Source organism: Mesonia maritima (assembly GCF_042433895.1).
Classification (GTDB): domain Bacteria; phylum Bacteroidota; class Bacteroidia; order Flavobacteriales; family Flavobacteriaceae; genus Mesonia; species Mesonia maritima.
This window is the reverse complement of record NZ_JBHLUA010000012.1, coordinates 911,305-931,547: the sequence shown is the minus strand read 5'-3', so window position 1 is coordinate 931,547 and position 20,243 is coordinate 911,305. Positions and strand designations below refer to the sequence as shown.

General features: G+C 37.6%; 7 protein-coding genes. All 7 read right to left on the bottom strand.

The window, feature by feature from the left end; all coding sequences use genetic code 11:
• Positions 1 to 8,957, bottom strand: an 8,957-nt coding sequence (locus tag ACFFGL_RS11095) for a DUF6443 domain-containing protein (protein WP_378928449.1), incomplete at its 3' end; no start/stop codon positions are given.
• A 114-nt stretch (positions 8,958 to 9,071) separates the two neighbouring features.
• Positions 9,072 to 9,830: a hypothetical protein gene (locus tag ACFFGL_RS11090; protein ID WP_309726026.1), complete on the bottom strand. Its 759-nt coding sequence runs from the start codon at positions 9,828 to 9,830 to the stop codon at positions 9,072 to 9,074.
• Positions 9,831 to 9,834: 4 nt separating this feature from the next.
• Positions 9,835 to 11,559, bottom strand: coding sequence for a hypothetical protein (locus ACFFGL_RS11085; protein ID WP_309726028.1), 1,725 nt, complete (start codon positions 11,557 to 11,559; stop codon positions 9,835 to 9,837).
• Positions 11,560 to 11,741: 182 nt separating this feature from the next.
• Positions 11,742 to 12,368 carry a hypothetical protein gene (locus ACFFGL_RS11080; protein ID WP_309726030.1) on the bottom strand — a complete coding sequence of 209 codons (627 nt, stop codon included), beginning with the start codon at positions 12,366 to 12,368 and terminating at the stop codon, positions 11,742 to 11,744.
• 26 nt (positions 12,369 to 12,394) lie between these two features.
• A complete protein-coding gene (locus tag ACFFGL_RS11075) occupies positions 12,395 to 13,261 on the bottom strand; it encodes a cadherin repeat domain-containing protein (RefSeq protein ID WP_309726032.1) in 867 nt (288 codons plus the stop codon).
• Between the two features lie 29 nt (positions 13,262 to 13,290).
• On the bottom strand, positions 13,291 to 15,186 hold the full coding sequence (locus ACFFGL_RS11070) for a T9SS type A sorting domain-containing protein (RefSeq protein ID WP_309726034.1): 1,896 nt from the start codon (positions 15,184 to 15,186) through the stop codon (positions 13,291 to 13,293).
• 7 nt (positions 15,187 to 15,193) lie between these two features.
• On the bottom strand, positions 15,194 to 20,230 hold the full coding sequence (locus ACFFGL_RS11065) for a PKD domain-containing protein (protein ID WP_309726036.1): 5,037 nt from the start codon (positions 20,228 to 20,230) through the stop codon (positions 15,194 to 15,196).
• Positions 20,231 to 20,243 lie beyond the last annotated feature (13 nt).

Sequence of the window (20,243 nt, the reverse complement as noted above, 5' to 3'; positions counted from 1 at the left end):
AAGCCGTACCGGTAGTCCGGAGTGTTTGCATGGCGTCCTGGTAGGAGCATCCCGAAAGGATAGTAATCATTATAGGCTTTAACATCTGGGTTAAAATATCTCAAAGAACCTGATGATGCTAATTTAGGTATTTTTTTATCACTTACAACACTTAATACATTTCCAAGATGATTAGTAAGCTCATAACGTTTATCACCTGCCTTACGACGGTAAATTCTTTTACCTAAACGAGATGGAAATGGTGAAACTATCCAAGGATCTAAAGTTCCTACAAATTCCATGACGTTACCTCGCTCACTACGCGGAAATCCATCTCCTTCTCTTAAAGACCAATGGTCCTCGATGGTATTATATTCAGTAGTAAGACGATAGTGCAAGTCTTCTATTGCGAATGTGCTATGGGTATCTCCTAAAGTAGATAGCTTATAGGGATCTATAGCTTGGTTGCCTGTTTCTGTTATTTTTTTAGTAATTGAAAGACTTTCTTCTGGTAAATACTCCCGTTCATTAACTACCATAATCATATCTTCATTTTCAGGTGTATAGAGTGTCTCTAAGTGAAACCGTATACCTTTAGTTAGCATCTCCGTTTCAGAAAAACCACTAATATGAGGCAAAAACTCAGTATGTACCTCAATGGTTTCTCTATCTTTTTGAACAGATCGTGTAACTACATAAGGACGATAATCATTTCCAGTATTTTTAATATATAGTTCTAGTTCATTTCCTTGAATCTCTTCTCTTTCAGATATACTACTGAAAAATAAATTTCCTATCTGTATAGAATCATTTACTTGTAATGATTCTGTTAGTATAATATTACAATCTAATATATAATTAGCATTGGTTAATTGTGGCTCTCTTTCAAATGCAGCAGTAAACCATTCCCCTTTTAAGTTACTACCAACTTTCACATTAAAGTCTCCACTACGAATTATAATATCAGGCAGTATCTTCCCTATTCCATTAATGTGCTTTTGCTCTATACCTAAACGACTACTACCAAAAATATGGTGTTCTCTTGTATGCAAAGAGGTAAGACTGTAATTTCGTGAACTTTCATCTCTTTCTGATTCTGTCTCCAAAATACTCAGTACATTACCTTGTGCATCACGAGCATAGACTGTTCCTTTGGCTATTTCTTCAGTAGGATTAATTGTTCGTTTAGACACCCGATTACCCAGGCCATCATAAGTAAATTCTATAATTTCTTCTAAATTATCAAAGTTCATAGAACCGTACTTTAACACTCGTTTCACTTTACCATCCACACGCCACTCAATTCGTTGTCTCTCTGTACGATCTGTTGTAAGCTGCCCGATACGGTCATAAATATAATTATGACTCTGTATATCGGCAGAATTATATCCAACTCCTATTTCTGATTCTTGATCATCTATATCATTAGGAAAGGCACCATCGCCTATATTATCGTTTACCAATGTAAGTTGGTTATTATCCTCTTTGTAATGATATGAAAACGCATCCATTTCTATAGGATTACTCGAAGGATTTTGGGAGTTAAATACATTTCGAACCAAATCCTGTAAATTTCCATTACGATCATAATCATAAGAAGAATTGTAACTATCATAACTTATTGATGAGTTTTTGATAGCAATCGAATTCATTTTCTTAATACGATTTAATTGATCGTATTCATAATGGTTAAATTGTGTATTTAACAAGTTATCTTCACTTTCTCTCAAACTTGTAACCATTTGTTTGATATTCCCGTTATAAAGGTCTGCGGGATTTTGCGGAAAATTATCAGAAGCCCCAAAGGCGTTATTTATCATCCCTGAGTTTCTGGCGTTGTAATCACCATCAAAATAACCAAGTGAATACGAAAAAGCATCCCGAGCTACCATTTGGTTACCGCCACTATCACCATCATTACCTACATCATGACTTATAGGATCCGTTAGGTATTCCCCGTTAACGGTTTTTAGCCAACCCTGAAGTGTGTAAACATAATCCACCCCTTGAACTTGCCTCTCACCTAATACCATACGTCCTAAGGGACCATGCTCATAATAATTATAATCAGCATCTTTTTCCCAAATTACACCATCAGATGAAGTTTCTACTCCGGTAATACGATTATCGGCATCATAATCATACCGATGAATAAACTGATCATTCTTGCCTTTTTGATAAATTACCTGTTTTACATTTCCACTGATTAAATCATAGTCATAATTTACACGTTTTAAATGGCGGGTGCTATTATTGTTTCCTTTTAAATCCGGGTAATAGTTAACCATTTCTTTTACGTTACCATGGATGTCATAACAATAATAAATAGCATTATCAAAAGTGGTTGTTAAAAATTGCAAAGGGGTTATTTGGTCGTAATACAGTATTCCTGACACCCTATTCCGTAGGTTTTTTCGATCACAATTTTCAAAAATACAATTTCGTCGATACATAAAGGTGGAACATGGGCTGGGTGCAGGACGGTCATAATAAGTCTTGGTAACTTCTTTTCGAGTATAACTCCCTTGAAAGTCATTAAGAAGCTCTCCTGTAGATACATACTCTAAACGGCCATCATTTGTGATATCATAACGATTATTTGGAGGACGTATTTCACCAGCCTCTACAATACGACCTAAGTTATCGTAACGCGTATAGCTAAAACCTTCCGTGATTTTATATACAGTAAAATTAGGGTCATAAGCTTGAAAAACAGGCTTCTTAAGAACAGTTGCTGCTCTATATAGAGAAAAATCCATCCTTATAGGTTCATTAAATTTCCTTTCCTCAAGTTCAACAATAGGATTCCCTCCATTAAGGTACATACTTACATAACCATTGGCACGCTCTATAGCAATGGTATCACCTACCCTAAATCGTATCGCTTCATGTGTCCTTTCCCCATGGTCCAAAAATTCTAAGTATGTTTCACCACCTTCGGCACGACAATAAACGGCATACGATATATCTTGATAAGGCCTTTCCGGATTTATTACTTTATTGGAAGCGTATGAAATCCCTATATAACCTTCAAAATTTTCAACCATCCGCTCATCAGCAACAAATGAAAGACGACCGTTACCTTCTAATACATCACTACCATAAGCCCCGTGCCAACCATTAATATTTTTTACAATACTATTTTCAGTATCAAGAAATGTGTATGTCCCAGGGCTTTCTTCCGCAAATAGTAATTTAATCCAAAAATTTCGCTGATTATCATTTTGAGAAGCTATTATTCGCCCCAAATCATCATAAGCAAAACGCACTCTACCTCCATCAGGAGTAACTTGCTCCACCAATTGATTAAGAGAATTATAACGATACTGTGTTTCCATCGTATGATCAGGTAAGGCATTTGAGCTAGTGGTATTATTATTCCTTGCTTGTATAATCTGGTTTTGCACTCCGCCATCTAATTGGCTTTTTTCAAAACGTGATACTCCTTGGGGAGGAACAGTTTGATTAAGGTTCCCTGCCTGATCGTAATGGTATAAAGTATATTGATATTCCTTATCATCATAAGCCATCTCCAAAGTTTCTTGAACAGAAGACATAGCCGATGCTATGTAATCTTGCTTAAATTCTTCTTTTAATTTATCAATGTACGCACTATAAGCATCTTCCGCATAAGCACCTGTAACGTTAAATACAAACTCTTGACAATTGTTTAAATCATCTTCAAGAGGTTCTACATAGTGAGGAATCATAGGAGCTGGCACACAAATATTAAGTTGTTCATTCAGGTAGATTTCCACAAACTCCGGCCAAGATATTTGCCCTTCAGTAGTTACATATAATTCATACTCATCGATGACCGTAGGGTAATCGTTATACCCATAATTAAGTCCTGTTGCTCCAAACTCCCCAATACTTATAAAATAATCATCCGTTACATCCTGAACATTAAACTTAGTTAAGTAGTAAAGATAACCGTCAGTAATATAAGCAAAATTCATATTGCAAAAATACTTCTCTTCCAACGGATCAGGAATAGTTGTATAGTCATTTATACTACTAATTCCATTAACATAGTCCTGATATTTATCTGTACAGGAAATAGGAGCTACAGTCTGTGTAATACAAGCTGAACTGGAGTTAAAACAAGGCTCATAATCACATTCTAGAATAGTAACCTGCCAAGAATTTTTAGTGTTAAATCCAGTAACCTGTACGGTCATATAGGGCGTATCACTATTTTTCACAAAGGATAACGTCCCTGTATTGCTACAACCTGAGGTCGGAATAGGATAGGGATCAAAATAATTTGAGCCAGTTGCATTATAATTCACCGATTGCCCGGTAGGCTCAAAATTACTGGTTTGAGGGTTCCAATCATATTCATTTACATTAATCGAACCATAAGTATCTAATTGATCAAGAAGGCTACAGTCATCGCTAACAAAATAAGAGTCATCTTTCTTTTCTTCATCAAAGAAAACTTCAAACCTATCTGGATGAAAAACCCCGTCGTACGATAATTCAATAGTATTCCCCACATCATATCCAATATATACATCAAACTTATAGATACCTTTGGCATCATTTGCAAAAATAATATTATTACCACTTTCACAAGAATACAATGTATTTAAGTACTCACAATTTTCCTCTCCACCGGGTATATCAGAGTCATCAATAATTTCTCCAGGACCTGTATGTCCTCCGGAAGCAAGTCCACATTCCCCAACCCGGGCGATGGTGGTTCCCTGTAAAACGATTTCGGAAAAACCAGGCTGTATAGCACCTGACTGTAAATTCCGAACACGGGCCTTGACCATGAAATCATAGGTCAGGGCAACATTATCATAAGAACCGGGTATGTAATATACTTCCCGCATTTGGTCGATAATCCAACCATTACTATTTCCGTAATCGTTCCAAGTATAAGGTCCCGATAATATTAATTCCACCACATCATTTAAACTAGGGTTTTGAAAACCTATTGATAATAATTGTCCTGATGCATTTGTATTTACCTGGAGAGGACCAGAGTTAGGAAATACTCCCCCAAAGTCTTCAAATAAGTCCGGGCTAAAATAATATCCGGTAAAGGCAAAATTGGTATTGACAAAATTATAGAAGGAATTTCCTGATGTCGGAGGAATCGTGGCTAGCCCATTTAAAAAGAGTTCCATATCCCTAGCCATTGGACATTGCCCGGTACTGGTATAATGTGTATAATCCACCTGACTTTCTAAATCATCTGCTATGGTTTCATTATCATCCTCCGAATTATATAGAAAATCTATGGGAATATATCGTTTTTTCTTTTCGTTATATATATCAGCATTAGCATAATCACAAAGCTCTGTCGTAGGATTAATAGAATTTATGTAATTATCTATGGCTCCTTTAGCTTCATATGGTTGAATGACATCAGTAAGTTCCTCGGGAGAGGTTTCAACCTCAATACATTCATTATACCCTCCTTGCTCCATCGCATAAATGTTAAGCATAATGTATTGTACTTTTTGTTTTAAGGACAAGTAATTGCTCACATAAAACCTCCAAAAAGCCTCCTGTTGCTCTTCGGTTAACTGATCAATGTTATTGAACACTTGACCTGCAGAGGGAGGGGTACAGTTGAAATCTATACTATTACAAGCTACACTGATATAGCCTAATTGCCCAATCGTTTTATCAGAACCATCATACCCATTTCCTGCACCACTGCCCGAATAACCGCAAGAAGGTGAACCTGCCGCTAAAGCTTCACGCATAATACAATATTTCCAACCGCTATTGCCATTCGCCCCTGTAGGATCATCAGGATGATTGTTATTGGGATAAAAATAAGGATCTTCATGCAGGATACTAACAGTTGAATTGAAAAAGCCGATATCTTTAGCCTCCTGATAGGTAATATCTTGTAAAAACAGATCATATCCATCAGTATTCATCGTTGCACTTACAGAATTACCGCTATCAGGATCAGTATAATTTAAAACACTACTTAAACTACATAGCTCTTTAGAATATTCATAATAATGATATTCCGGGTGATAAATAACCAAGGATTCAGCCCAATGGTTTTCCCATACGCTTAGAAAATCATCAACATTTTCTAAAAATTGAGGCTCTACAAGCCATATTTGACTATCTTCAGTCCCTTCAACAGTTGCTCCATTTTGGATGGGCGGATCATATTCTTCATTAGTTATATCTATCAACTCAACTTCCACTTTTGCTACACTTCCATCTGTGTTATAATAATGTCCACTCCCCGGGGTATCATATAGATAATGGGAAGGGTTACGCCAATTCGGTTCTATATTAGAGTTATGGTAAAAGAGAGAGTTATTTTCATTAAACACGTTAGTCTCTGCTGCATCAACTTCCGTTACTGTTATCGGGTTACCATCTTCATCGACTACTTCATACGAAACACCATACTGTCCATTAGGCTGCATATCCGACAACATAAATGATAGCCCATTTGTACAAGAAGTAGTTTCAAAATTATCTGAACCATCAAAACTTACCCCGTCGACACTGCACGGCGCCATACAAATAGCTTTTAGTTCCTTCCATTGACTCTTCAATACAGATTCAATCAACTCCTGTTCTGTCTGATCCAGTTCAGACCACTCGGGATAGCCTGTATAATTTGCTCCTGTATGCAGTTGAATATAATCACTTTCCGTTGGCAATGGGTCTGTATTGGGGTTACCATTAACTAATGAATACAAACATTCTTCACAAGTATTAAAGCATCCTGAATCATCAATATCAAGATCCAAATCAATAAGGCAGCTGGCTTCTGCTGTGATTTTTTCAATATAATCGTCAGCAAAGTAATCTAGCGCTTCTTTATTAATTTCAAGTTTTTTTGTGATTCCAAAATTGCCAATATCAAATAACGGTAATCCGGTTTCTGCACCTATCGTTTTTGAAAACAAATGTGATGGGGAAGTTGGTATTAAGCTAAAAGGTGTCCCTGAGGCTGGTGGAGTGTAATTCCCAACAGTTATGGTCTCCGAACCACCGGGTACAAGTGAAGAATCACAAGGATCCGTAATGTTCAAAACCAAATCAAATACGTATGGATAACCTTCTCCAGAAGGAAGGCAGTTATTTCCATAGGCTTGGTCAGGCAAGGTTACGTCATAATCAAACTCATACTGTGTATTGTCAGCAACGCACACTTTTTGAGCTTCATAACGCCATTCATCTGTTAATGCCCCGTAATTACCCGTACTGTATGGATAATTTGTTGAGGAGTTTTGTCCAGGATCATTATTGAGCAAATTGACCGTAAAACGTTTATGAAGATTACTGTTAGACTCATCTTCAAGCCCTATAAGCATTTCTGGGTTATCTCCAGCGAGGGCAGTTGCTATGGTTTTTCCATGAGGATCAATATAGCTAACACTTACTTGCCCATTGGGATCAACCACCACATTTTTTTTATAGTGTTCTGCAAGCCCAACACTATATCCAAAAAGGCGATCGAGTTCTACCTGTTCCGGTGTGGCATAATAGTATTTCATTTCATGTCCTGACCCCAATTGATGATGGTAGCCCACACCACTTTTCCGGGAAATACGACCCGTATTATCCGGAGTATATTCTATTTGGGAAAAAGGAAATGCTTGCTCCCCATTACCCGGGTCTACAGCAGAAGGGGTCAAATCATTATAATCCCCGGTAGAATAATTCGGAGAATAATACTTTCCTGTTCCGGTTTCGGTACTTAAGCCCACAAGGTCAGGATCACATTCTTCTTCTTGATCCCAGTCAAAATCATAATGGCTATATCCAATAGTTGAATTCACATCAGAACTTTGATTAAAGTTGGGGTAATATCTAATTTCATTGTCTCCAGCGGGAACAGGGAGAATTTCTACCGCCGGACGTCCTTGGTTATCGTAAACGACTTCGCCTACAATAGCATTATCATCACTGTTGATTTTCGTCACGGTTTGCCGGTTACGAAGTGTTCCGTCAAAATAACTAACCACATCTTTTCGTTTTCCCTCTTCTGCATAACTTGCTTGAAATTGCCAGTTCTTACGGGGTTCTGTGTTTGATAGTGCAATATAGGTCCAATGACTGACTTTACTTGAATTTGATCCTTGGGAAGACCATGGGCCAAACCTTTTTACTGAAGTATTGCTCAAATGTACCCCAACCGGTCGTAACCGGTACACTAAGTAACCATTCGCATAAATATTTGGTATCCTATATTCAGTTTCTTTAGTATTGATACGTGTACTGTTCTGTCTAAATTCGTTGGTCGTTAAAGATATACTGTTTGCAGGTCGTGCTGAAGTTGACTGTGGATCACTATTATAATTATCAACCCAAGTCCATTCCACATCATAACTCAATGCGCCAGGGCTTGTCCCCCAATTCAGTTTAATTTCCTCGTCTACAAATGAACTCGATACACTAACTGGATTTTGGGAAAGTACATAAAAACGATTAACCCGAATACCCGTTTCCATCATTATATTTAAAGGGGTTCCGCTATATGTTTGTTGAGAATCCATATTCTCATAAGACACATCAGTAATGTACACATGAGCTCCCCTATAATTGGTGATTTCATATAATGCCAAATCAATAAATTCCCCTCCTGAACTATGAGGGTTGTATTCTACAGTTAACTTTCTGGTATGGGGAGAAGTTGTGGGTTGACCGTTAAACAATAAAGGAGCCACTGAAAGTTCAACTGTATAGGTATACCAAATATCCTGAGGAGGCTCGTTATGATCTACCCATATTTTTATATACGAATTTCCTTCAAGGGTTACGTGCCCTGATTGTGCATTTTCAGGATCATTGATTGTCAACAATTGATTACCGCTATGTACCGCATCTATTTGCGTAGCGTTGTACTCATTCTTGTCTAAAAAAAGCTCATTCTTCTGCCCTTTTGCCTCAAAAAAGACAAAAAGACATAGAATTATCAATACTACTAAATTATATTTTAAAGTAGTTATTTTTTTAAATTGGTTGGAAAAGTGAATCATGTTGATATATTTAAGTTCAACAATTTTGTTTGGTTATATATTATAAAACTAGGTGTAACCCCTTTCATGTTATTTTACTTTTTAAGCTACGTCATTCTATTTTTCAAATTCCTATCAACTTTTATTGTAAAACTCATAGGTCTTATATGTTTCTACCGGCTCAATATTTTCTTTTCGAATGCTTATATAAGTACTTATCTGTGGATGGTTATCTATTTTCTTTTTCTCACTTGTAAATTCCTTTATGGCTATTTCAAGAAATTTTCGTTCTGATGTTAGTTTTCCTTGTTCATCCCTTATATTTCCGGGAGCTACTAATTCCACAACCTGTTTTTCAACCTCATATGATCCTTTATCAAAATAAAAAGTTACCGAAGCATAAGGAAGTTGTGTGTATTTTGGAGCTATCAGTTTACAGGCCCATACTGTTCCTTCGTCTGATATTTCACGGTCTGCAAAAAACTTTAAATAGCTTTTCATATCTAGTGGATTATTTTCCAATCCTGCATTTGAAAGGGGCAAGTACTCCATGGCTTTTTCTTCATGGTTGACTTTTAAATAATATTTACTAGAAGTAATGAACTCTGTATTGTGTATTTTCAGGTACATATTCTGATATCCTTTAATTAACACCCCTTTATAACGCTCTATTTCAACGGGGTCTTCGGGACTGCGATAAAGCTTATATTGCAACATAGCTTTAAAAACCGGATGATTTTCATAAAAAGATTGTGACTTTTCCAATAGCTGTGTGACTTTCGGCAAATTCCCCTGAGCTGTCACTCCCTGCATATTAAGCATAAAAGCAAAGGTTAAAGCCATTTTATAAACCTTTGAATCTTTTTCTATTAAAAATCTAAAAAATAAAATCATCTAATTAATTTTGTATATTACTTAATTCCGAATTTCCTGAACGGGTTTCTTGTATAGTGTAAATTCCTCTCTCTGTTTCCTTTTTAATACGTATCAATCCACCCTCTTTATCATATTCGTAAAAAGTAGCATAATTATTTTCATCCAACTCGGCCATTAACTGTTGGGTTTGCTGGTCATATACAAACGATTTTAAATTACTGTTAAATGGGTGTATACGTATATCGTCAAAATAAGCCTCAACTCCATTTTCACCACTATTAACAAGATTTATTGCTATCCTATCTGTGTTTGAAGGAACCCTAAACTCCCCTACAATCCTTTGCCAACCATCTATTATATCTCCAGAAGGTCGAAATTTGATAGAATTAGAAAATGGAAAATCCACTCTCTCAAAACCTAAGCGTATATAAGTATCTTCATAAGATAAAGGAGGGGTGTTGTGCTCTTCCAACACCCACCCGCTTACTACATAACGCTCTCCGGGCACAGGGGTAAAAGAATCGCAGTCTTCGCATATACAAGGACATTCTTCTATAGTAATATCCCGGGTATAGGTAATGGCATTACAATTTGGATTATCATTACCCGCCAATGGTATAGTTACCTCAATAGTATAATCCCCAGGTTGCGAAAAGTTATGCGTTATGGAAGCAGCCGTCCCCGAGGCTTCTACGCTACTTCCACTAAGTATCCTCCATTGAGGTAAATCTTCTCCATAATAATCTTGAGTTGCACTAAAGGTAATATCTACTTCGGCACAAAAACCTTCTCCATAAGTATTAGCGGTTATGGCACTGTCTATTTCCGAACAAAGACCTTCAAAGAAAGCATAACCGTAATGTCCTGTCCGCGTACAATCTGCCACTTCAACCACTAATGTAATTTCATCACCTACAGAAACAAAATCAAATAAATCAATAGTATTGATGGAAGCTGGTTTATAACATATACTACCAGTGCAATTTATTCCCTCAAACCCAGCAGTAGCCTCAAATACAGAACAATCAATTTTAATCCCATTTTGATTTAAAATATACATCCTAAAATAAGGTTGCTCCTCTTTACAATGCCCAGGATCTTGTAAAGCTACAGCATAGCGATATGATAACAAACGATTTCCTTCAGTTACAGTGATATTTTTTTCTATCCTTTCTACCCACGCTCCTGCAACTCTATTGCCAATTCGAATCATGCTAGGTCCAAACTCATCTAAATTAAGATTCCCTATATCCCCATTATACATATCAGGGTTATTATCATATGGAATATCAAAAACCATAGACCCTCCTATACCACTTCCAAAATTCATACAGTTTGCTCCATTAAAGTTGGGTTCTCCATCTGAGTTACATTCACAAGTTTGACTATTACATTGAGCTGAAGGCCTTTCAACTCTTTTATAACACCATTCATTATTGAAGCCATCACTAAAATCAATGTTCCCGCAACCTGTCGAAGTAACAGGATCAGGTAAAGGATCTTGTAGCTCTAGATAATGTGCTGCTGTCAATGACTCCCGGTAAAGGGTCATTTTTTTATGTAAGTCAGCTTCTTTCACCCCATCGCTTAAAAACATTTCGCGGACTTTTTCCCGGTCAAAACTTATTTCTTCGTCGGAGTATACTTGGGCAGAAAGACTCTCGGGAGTAAGACTTAAAGTACCTTGAAGAAGCAAGGCTATAAACAACAGTTGTTGAATAAATGATTTTAATTTGGATATATCCATTTTTGGTCTTTTTTATGGTTAATTATATACCTTATTTTATTGTTTAACGATTTATTTACGAGTCTCTTCTGTATTATTCCCTGTTACCCTCATAAAGTAAACTCCAAGAGGCAACTCTTAATCTTTTGTGAGAAAAAAAGAACAATTTTCAATAATTGCGATGGCTTTATTTTTGCAAATCTTTATTCTGCACAATTTTTGTTATATATCTGTACAAGTTTTGGAAGCGTTAACAGCTTTAAGTCTTTTTTGATATACCTCATTGCAGGCTCACAGTCCTTAAAATATTTTTTGGACCTGCGTTTATATTTAGGACCTAAGCCAGTTCCTGATTTATGTATTATATAAGGCTCTTTATTGTCCTCCTGAACATAATATGAAAATATAGCATTACTTAAACTACCTTCGTTCTTAATCAGCAAACTACATTTATCATTTTCTATTACATAAAACTCTTGATACTTACGTTTTATCTTTATATATCTAATTCCTGAATAATTTGCTATTTTTTTGTTGCCGACAAACAACTCCCCTTGGGTATGTATAACTTTAATATCATCGATGTTCACGGCATTAGTTTTATCGAGGTATTCCTGTTTTTGTTTCTTACTGCGAATTCCAAAAAGAGAAAAACCTTTTGATTCTACCTTTTCTTTATAATATCTTAATTGTTCATTTTCTACTAAAAAATTACCGTCAGCAACTTCAAGTCTATCTCCATTTTTCATTTCTATAACGCCATATTGACTGTACGTACTAAGGCTTAAAAAAAAGACTATTAGTGATGCATATATTTTAATTAATTTCATTCGTTTAATTTTTGTTGTTAGTTAGTTTAGTTTTCAGTAAACCCAAAAGTTATATAAGGCATTATGATACCCGGGAATTCCATATTAGAATCAAAATAGGGCGTACTGACAATGGTAAAACCTCCTTCTGTAAACGGAAAATTTATAGATGTATCATCACTTTCAATTACAGGACCTATCTTCTCAGACCCAGTTGTGGCATTATTGCTTATTCTTTGTATAGTATATTTTTCATTTGCATTTATTGATACCGGAGTTATGCTAACATAATCTTGTACAGTTGTAGAGAATGTATGATTATTGTCATATAGAATATTTCCAGATGAATCAAGAATTCTAATTTGATATGCAAAATTGCTTGCTCCTTGATAGCCAATGCTACAAATTTCTCCATCTATATCCATTTTGAAGGTATAATCGTGAGTAATTAAATCAAGAGTATTTTCAAAGCTAAAATTGTCATTGGACACTAGATTTTGAAATAAGTTTTCAGTTTCAGCTTGAGATTGCTCACATTCGCTGGGTACATTAATAAGGTTGATTAAAATATTAGAGTTTGCCGTTGTTCCATTATTCTCAACTTGAGCAATAGCAGTTAAAGTAGGGTTACTATCAAAGTCAAATAACGATGCATCATTAACCGATAATTCTCCTGTATCTTCATTAATATTAAATGCTCCATCAGGGTTTTCTTCAATTAATGAAAATACAAGTTCACCTTGATTTGTGCTTGCTGTAATAGAGCCCAAGACTTGGTTAGCCTCTGGATTCTCATTTATTGTAGTTTCAAAATCTTCTACTGAAATTTCAATACTTTGATTGGTTGTATCATCATCACTGCTACAGGAAAATAAAAATGCTGTAATTAAGATAAGTGTAATTGTTTTTTTCATCTTTAGGTTAATTTTGGTAAGTTGTTTTTTTATTCTTTGATTACTTTAAAAGTTTGTTGATGACCTGAAGTGGAAATCCTTATAAAATATATCCCGGCAGGTAAAGCGGTTAAATCCAATACAGTGGAGTTCGCGCCCTTTTCAACGGATTGCCCAGATAAGGATATCCGTCCTGTAACATCATATACTTTTATATCATTTATAATCCCATCTATGTCTATATGCAATTCCCCTTTTGTAGGGTTGGGCCATAGCTTTATCTCGGTGTCTGCTGCTTTTTTAACTGCCATCCATTCATCTTCACAGCTCACTCCATCCTTGCCCAACTTCGCGATAAAAAAATCACTGGGGTTGGGACTCCTTTTGTCCATTTGAGGCACTACGGGATGGTTATCAAACAACCAAGGGCTTGTCATATAGCCCCCGACAACAACATTTCCTAGCTTATCCACGGCAAGCGCCGTGATTTCATCGTCATCGCCATACCCAGGCCCCAAGATATCGTAAATGTGTAAGGCTTCGCCTGTTGTCGTGTCCAAGTGGATTACTGCGGGATCAGCTCCATGTCCCGAAGGACGATTAAAATAAACATCGTCCCAATAATGTCCCCCGCCTCCAAAAGTACCATACCCCTGCCCTAGAAAAACTCCGTCTTCCCCTACGGCAATGCTTTCCCCTGCACGATTAGCCTCAGCAGGGTAACTTACCCAAAGTATTTGTCCATTATTATCAAATTTCATGCAAAAAGGGCCTCCTGTACCTGTTTCAAAAGCATGTCCTGCAAATTCGCAGTAATCATCAATTGCATCTCCTCCAAAATAAGAACCCACCACATAAACACTTCCGGAATCATCTATAGTTATATCCCTTAACCGAGGCCAGTTATTGTATATACCATTATGTTCATGCCACCAGGACACATTCCCGGTATCCCTATCAAAGGTGGCTAAATAATAAAGCCCAGTTACTTCTTGTCCGTCTATAATAGCTAAATTCCCTGGCGATCCAAAAGTACCCGCCACTATGTAATATCGTTCATATACAGGATCGTAAGTAAACCCTATTCTTCGGTTTGAAAAATAGGATATACCACCATGCATATCCATATCAAAACGGGTATAGCCCAAAAAGTTCCCGTTTTTGTCATAGCGTATTACTCCGACATCCCCGACTTGGGTTCCCGTTGGGGGGAAGTAATTGTCCTGAGCCACTATTGCCCCATTTTCCAAATTGGCATTGGGGGCAAGCACCACCATCCAATGAACTGTCCCATCCGGCTCCACATAAATCTCTCCGCTTGTTGCAGATTCTGGATCAACTGCACTGGTTTGAGGTTCTTTTAACCATTGAAAATTCCCTAAAGTGTCATATTTTACCAAAGAAAGGCTTTTTTCGCTTACTTCACTTTTAATACTGTCCTGATCATAATGTAGAGGGGTTCCTGTAGTACTTTGACGTACATTACCTGCTATGTAGACTCCTCCGTTAGCATCTACTCCTAATCCTTCAGCATAAATATCTCCACTCCCTCCTATACTTTTGTGCCAACGGAAGGTTCCATTACAGGTCGTGGAAACCAAATAGATACTCCGGTCGGTTCCAGAATCATTTCCATAAGTGGGAATAACAATCGTATCATTAGGAGTGTTTCCAAAAGTAGGATCCGTACCAGGAGAAGTTTCCCTTCCTATCTGGGCAACATAATAATAGTTGTTATGATCGTCAATTGAAATGTTATAAACCTTTTGGGCATGGTCGCTCCCGGTACTATTGTGAAGTGCCCTGCTACCCCCACCCCGGGTCGCCCAAGACCATTCGTAATCACCCTGTTGAGCAGAAAGGCCTTGAGGAAAGAGTAATACTGTTAATATTGAAATTAACGTTATTAGCAAACGTAATCTATTAAGGGGTGCTGTAAAGTCCATAGTTCAATTATTTCTTGATTAATAATTCTTGGGTTTTATACCCGTCCTTACTTTGCAACAGTACAATATAGGTGCCTGAGGAAAGACCGGAAAGGTCTATATCTACTTGTCCTTTATTATTGCTTACCTCTACTTTTCTTAAGGCTACACCTTTCAAGTTATACAGGGTTGCTGTTCCTCTCGAAACCGAAAGCTTCCCTAAATCATAATGCACTGTTGTTATGCGATCTGCCGGATTAGGGGATAAAGAAAATACTGATTCTACCCGTGTATTCTTAGGCATTCTTGGCAATGGTGCCGGAGGGAAATTCAATGTTTTCGATTGTTGGCAAAAAAGCTGTCCGCTGCGAAGCAACTGAACAGAAAGATTAGAAGAACCTCCTGAAAAGCCTGTATTGGGAATAAAATCTACCATAAATACCTGTGTTTGACCCCCTCCCAGTGTAATACTACCCGGAATATAGACTCCATCCGGCGAGTTTAACTGAAACGTTAGAGGGAAAGGATAGGGGTTGTTCAAAATAAGATGAACATTGTAAGACAAGAAAGGGTAATTATCTCCAGAATGAATATCCTCAACCCTTATTTCAAGTTCTTGTTCACAAGGTTCACAACCAGCCCCTGATGCATAAGAAACATTTAAAGGATCGCTGATTTGCTCACAAACGGTACCAAATAAATTTGTATCTAATTGCAATTGTAAATCTCCAATTGGATAGATATCTTCAGGGGGAACCATACCACTTCCAGAAGTACCGCTAGAATTCCATAACCACGCATAAGCATGAAAATCAGGTAGCGGGCCTATTACGTAGGAGGTATTAAGTTTTTCTCTTTCACAAGCCTCAATACAACCAGTTGGGAAAACCCACAAATGCTCGTCCGGGAACTGAGGTACCTGTATTTCCTTTGTAGTACTACACCCGTTTTCATTGATGTAAGTAACCCCTAATCTTCCACTACGATATATAGTGGTTTGTATACCTGCATCCCCATTCGTCCAACTATACGCACCATTAGAATCTGGATTGGTTATGGTCATGGTCACTTCAAAAGGATCACAGGCTACCTGAAACGCTACTTCTACACCAACTCCTCCGGGTTCAGGAGTCGGGAACACTTCTACTGTAAAATCCGTTTCGTTGGGGCAATCCCCCCCAACCTCTAAGGTATAAGTATAAACTCCAGTATTAGTGGGTGTTTCTTCTATTTCCAACGGAGTATTGACACTCCAAGGGGTAATCGAACTTCCATTGCGTAACCAACGTCGAGGGACTCCCTCATTGCTGGTAAACCCATTTAGTAAGTACGTTTCCCCTTCACAAACTTGACTAGGCCCGCTGATCAACACTTCTGAAGGACTTGTAAAACTTACTGAAACGGGCTCTTCCAACCAAGCTGAACAACCATCACTATCCGTGAGCCATAAATTGTACAGACCTGGAACAGTCGTTTGATAGGTGGGGCTGGTTGCCCCCGTAATTTCATCGCCATTAAACACCCATTGATAAGCAACCGGAAGATCACCTCCACCTTGAGGATCATAATCATACGATAATGTTACGGTTTCTCCTTTACAAACCGATCCTTCATGCCCCGTGATATCACCTATAAAGTTAGGTGCATTTACAGTTATTGGTTTAATAAATTCAGCAGAACATCCCCAAGGATCGGTAACGACAAGAGAAATAAGTGTAAGAGGAGATTCACCTAAAGTTACTTCTACCTGTTCCCTAGTATCTGTCGTTCCGTTAAACTCCCAAAGATAAGTGTCGCCTGGATTGGTATTGTCTGGAACCAAGTTAAAAGGTTCTCCTTTGCAAACCTCTGAAGGGATACTAAATTCTGCTGTAGGTGATGTCAAGTCTACCGATATTAAATTGGAGGTACAGCTGGGAAAATTACTCGCATTGTTGCCTATTTCCAACTGAAAGGTGTGAGAACCGGGAGGTACGTTGACTGTAATTTCATCTTCATAATTTGAAAAAGAAGTAGCTCCACTATCTACATAAAAAATGGTTTCATCAGGCGCATGTCCTGACACATAGGGAGAATCGTTATGGAGTGTAACATCATATCCTCCAATAATAGTATTACACGATATACTATAATCCAATTGAACCTGATGTGCCACCAATACGGATTCAGAAGCTCTTTTATTCCCACAATTCCATGATGCAAGTGCAGTGATTGAATAATTGCCAGGAAGACTAGACTCAAAAATAGCAGTATTTCCCGAAGAAGATACAAAATCAAGTCCTGAGCCAGGTTCCACACTCCAACTTATTTGATTGGGTAGCGAGGAATAACTAAAATTTACTTCTACGGTATCACAATCTACCCAGGAGGTACTATCAATTTCAATTGATTCATTACAAGAAGATGTTCCTCCGCCACATCCAAGTTTTCTAATACTATAAACAGAAGATGTATCTGAACATCCATTGGCACCAATAGCTTTTACTGTATAATTCCCAAATTGAGTAACCTGATAGGTTACTCCAGTACCTACAGGGGTTGCCCCCCCATTGCGATACCACTCCCAATTACCTACATTCACAATCCCACCAGTTTCAGTTGCCGTAAGTATCAAATTAGAGGGTATGTCAGATTCTTCACAATAGGTTACTGTTGGATCACTAGCCGATATTGTAGCCACCGGAGTAGGAATAACAGTAATTTGATGACTTTCAAAAGCCACATTTGTACATCCATCAGGTCCTTCAAGGGTAAGAGTCATATTGTAGTTGGTAGGTCCATTAACAATATTATCATAAGACAGATTTTGAAAAGTCCACTGAAAAGCTCCAGTAGAAGCAGGGTTCGTAAAAACTTGCCCATTACCAAAATCTAAAGTAGCCTCTTCAAAAGAACCAAGTTGCTGACTTCCGATATTAGCACTAAAATTAATCATGAAATTTTTACCAGCACAAATCTGAGAAGGTGGATTCCAACTAATAGTTGGAGAACCAGTTTTTTCGATTTCATAAGCATTAATATCAAACCATTCCCCACACCTTTGAACTCTCAACGTCAAAAACCCCGTAGTCGTTCCTTGTGATATTTCATGTATATTAACCAATACTTCAGGGGTATCCTGTCCTTGAACAATACTACCGAAATTTGAAGGATTAAAACCCCATTCGTATATATCTCCTTCCAACTCGTCAACCCTAAAATTGGCTTCCGTACTGGTACAAAAAGTAGTGGTATTAAGAACATTTCCAGAAATAGGCTCATAGTGTTCAATTTCCGTGTTCACCTCTATTAAAGGGAGGATACCAGAAACCAAAGGCGCTGATGGACAAAAAGGATTATTTTTCATAATGTACTGTACTGAAACAGTATAATTCCCAGAAGGATTACTGTCAAAAACAACCTCTGTTTCATCTCCTGTAGGGTTTCCGGTTATTTCTCCATTTTCAATCCCCCACTCTATAATATAGTCCTCTGGATTTACACCTGAATCTGTATTGGTAAACCCTATAGTATAAGTCATTCCCGGGCATACCTCCTCCGGTAAATCAAAATCTCCCTGAGGAGTAGACGGTGGATCTTGTACTAAAATAGTATAGGCTTCACCGGGACATCGGCTAGGATGATTAGCTATTAATAGATAATTACCGGGATTAGAGAAAGAAAAGATAAAATCTGCTCCGGTTTGTGTAGTTAGTACTTGCCCTGCATTGTTTTTTAATGTCCATTGTGTATTGGATAAAGGGTCAACAGTACTATATTCTACTTCTTCTTCTATACATATCTGTTTAGGTCCAGTAATTTCATGAGGTTCTCCTAATAGGTTTATAATAATTTCCCCGACCCCACTACATTGCTTCAACGTATTGTTATAAATTGCCTTAAGCGTAAATTGTCCTAAAGGTAAATTTGCATTTGGTGTAACTAATATTTCATTTCGTTGGTTACTATAAGTAAGGTATTGACTGTAATCAGCACCGCCCATATCAGTCAACACCCATTCAACCTCGGTAGTGGGCCACTTAGGAATACTATAACGATGTTGATTATCCCTACATATGGTTGGATCTCCCTGAATAGGAATTTTTTCTAATATAACCGGTACTTTTGCCTTGGTTGGTGTGGGGCATACTCCTGGGCATTCTTCTATTAAGTTAACCCAGCCAAACCCTGTGTGAGGATCGACGTCGTCCCATTGTACTTCAATAGACGGAGAACCTTGTCCGCTTAAAATAGTACCACCTTCTATCTCCCAACTAAAATTATCACAACCTTCCGATATTGCTTCATAACGTTCCACACTATTTTCACAAGTAACCGTCGGACAAGAAATTTCTGGAGGTGCTCCCCAATCCTTTACTGTTATTTTTATTTCATAAATATCAAAACAATTACATTCATTCCAAACCTTAAGTTTCACGGTATAAGTACCTGCTCCTGTATAAGTGTGTACCGGCTCAAAGGCAGTTGAAGTATTTCCATCACCAAAGTCCCAATGAAAGGCTACTAATTGTCCTCCAGAATTAGGGTAGGAAAGATTGGTAAAAAAGACCTCTTGGTTTACACAAGCATTTGCGTTATCAGGTTGAGGAGGTATCATAAATTTTGCCGTAGGTTTATCCAAAGTCTCTACACAGAGACCTCCCTCTACAACAGTACCATCATTCATCGTAACTGCCATGTGTACCATTGCATTAGCCCCAGCATTATTCCAATCAACGTCTATACCGAGCCCTCCAGGTTGTGTGGTGTAATTACCTCCTATTACAGACCAGTCCACAGATGAGATATTTCCCACATCACTCCCTGACACCCAATAGTGAGCTTCTGCCCCTTCACAGACACGGATACAATCAGTTTCTTCCAAATCTTCTAAAAGGCTTAGGTTTTCTCCCTCTTTCCTGTCATCATAAATAGAGCAGGCAGTTTGGTTCTCCCAACCAAGTTTAACATCATATTGTTGTTGTGCAAACAGGTTCGCCGGTTTTAAGCCAACTCCCCCTTGTAATATTAAGGCTATCAACAAAAACCTTTTTAGGAAAACGCGGATGTACTTTTTTGTTTTCATGTTCTTTGATTTT